Consider the following 1,043-nt stretch of genomic DNA (forward strand, 5'->3'; position numbering starts at 1 on the left):
TGGTGGCTTACCGCATTTCTCGAACGCATTAACCGTTAAGTGCGCGCCAACCGCGGTTTGAGCAAGAACCGTAAAGGCAACTAATGGTGCTTCGTATAACATTATTTCACCTCTCTTGGATTCTGTAGGAAACCAGTGCGGTCATTGGTTGGACGACCATTTGGATTTAGCTTCACGATCAGGTTCGGGCTCGTAATGCGAGAATCTGGCAGTGGTGCTACATCCGCATTTGAACCGTATTTCGCACGCAGCTCATCAATTGGACCAAACTCAATCGCACGTAATGGACAGCTATCAACACACACTGGCATTAAGCCTTCTGCGACACGTTCGTAACAGCCATCACACTTGGTCATGTGACCTTTTTCTTCGCTGTATTGAGGCGCGCCGTAAGGACACGCCATGTGACAAGATTTACAGCCGATACACACGCTTTCATCGACAACGACAAAGCCGTCTTCTTCACGCTTGTGCATTGCACCAGATGGACAAACCTTGGTACACGCTGGGTTAGTACAGTGGTTACAAGAGATCGATAGGTAGTAAGCGAACACGTTTTGACGGAACGCGCCGTTTTCTTCCGTCCAGTTGCCGCCTACGTATTCGTAAACACGACGGAAGTTGCGGTCGATACCCAGATCTTTGTTGTCTTTACAAGAGAGCTGACATGTTTTGCAGCCAGTACATTTGCTTGAATCAATGTAAAAGCCATACTGTTTCGCTGTGCTCATTATTTAGCCCCCATTTTCTTAATTAGCGTCACTTCAACGAGGTTGGTATGGCTCGGGTTTGATTTTGCCAAAGGGCTTGGACGTTGTGTTGTTAGCACGTTGATTGAGCCCGCTTGGTCAACACCTTTTGCGTTTGGTGCGTACCATGCGCCCTCACCTAAGCCAACCACATGCGGCATGATGCGTGGGGTCACTTTTACACGAACGTTCATTTCACCGAACTTGCTGCGCACGCTGACCAAATCGCCGTTATCAATGTTGCGAGAAGCGGCATCGACTGGGTTTATCCAAAGCTCTTGTGGCGCTGCTGCT

The 1,043-nt window shown here is 48.9% G+C and carries 2 protein-coding genes and 1 pseudogene; all 3 read right to left on the bottom strand.

The window, feature by feature from the left end; genetic code table 11:
• Positions 1-102: pseudogene (locus R7035_RS25975) on the bottom strand (dimethyl sulfoxide reductase); the annotation flags it as partial.
• Positions 102-731, bottom strand: coding sequence for a DMSO/selenate family reductase complex B subunit (locus R7035_RS25980; protein WP_005433785.1), 630 nt, complete (start codon positions 729-731; stop codon positions 102-104). The pseudogene R7035_RS25975 and the gene R7035_RS25980, both read right to left, overlap by 1 nt.
• A partial coding sequence (locus R7035_RS25985; RefSeq protein ID WP_318146417.1) for a molybdopterin dinucleotide binding domain-containing protein occupies positions 731-1,043 on the bottom strand: 313 nt, incomplete at its 5' end. The genes R7035_RS25980 and R7035_RS25985, both read right to left, overlap by 1 nt.

It is taken from the genome of Vibrio sp. 1731 (genome assembly GCF_033339955.1).
GTDB lineage: Bacteria > Pseudomonadota > Gammaproteobacteria > Enterobacterales > Vibrionaceae > Vibrio > Vibrio alginolyticus.

Bases quoted from the DNA above. Each gene is read 5' to 3' on its own strand.
- R7035_RS25980 (WP_005433785.1), bottom strand. From the start codon at position 731: ATGAGCACAGCGAAACAGTATGGCTTTTACATTGATTCAAGCAAATGT.